Here is a 359-nt window from a genome sequence, read left to right on the forward strand (position 1 = left end):
GGTCGCAGACCTGGAGGCGCAGTTCGCCGGCCTGCGTGCCTTCCCAGAAGGGGCGCGTGCCGGGCACCGGCTGCGGCGTGAATTTCGCGACGGGGGATGGAGTCGGGGTCATGCCGGAACGCCCTCGCGGTGCGGGATCTCGCCCGAGATCAGCGCGTTGGGCGCGGCGCGGGCCACCAGATCGGGGATGTGCGCCGACAACTCCTCCGGCAGCCAGCGGCCCTCTTTCTCGATGCGAGGGCCGGCGTGCCAGCCCTCGGCCACCGTGATGGCGCCGCCGCGCACGCCGAACACGCGTCCGGTAATGGTGCTGGATTGCGTGCTGCCGAGCCAGACCACGAGCGGCGCGACGTTGCCGG

1 protein-coding gene is annotated in these 359 nt (G+C 72.7%); it reads right to left on the reverse strand.

Annotated elements, in window-relative coordinates:
* Positions 1–108 precede the first annotated feature (108 nt).
* Positions 109–359 (reverse strand): hypothetical protein (locus AB4Z50_RS36320; RefSeq protein WP_441887377.1); only part of this gene is annotated, 251 nt, incomplete at its 5' end.

This window comes from Paenibacillus sp. 2TAB26 (assembly GCF_052115145.1).
Taxonomy (GTDB): domain Bacteria; phylum Bacillota; class Bacilli; order Paenibacillales; family Paenibacillaceae; genus Pristimantibacillus.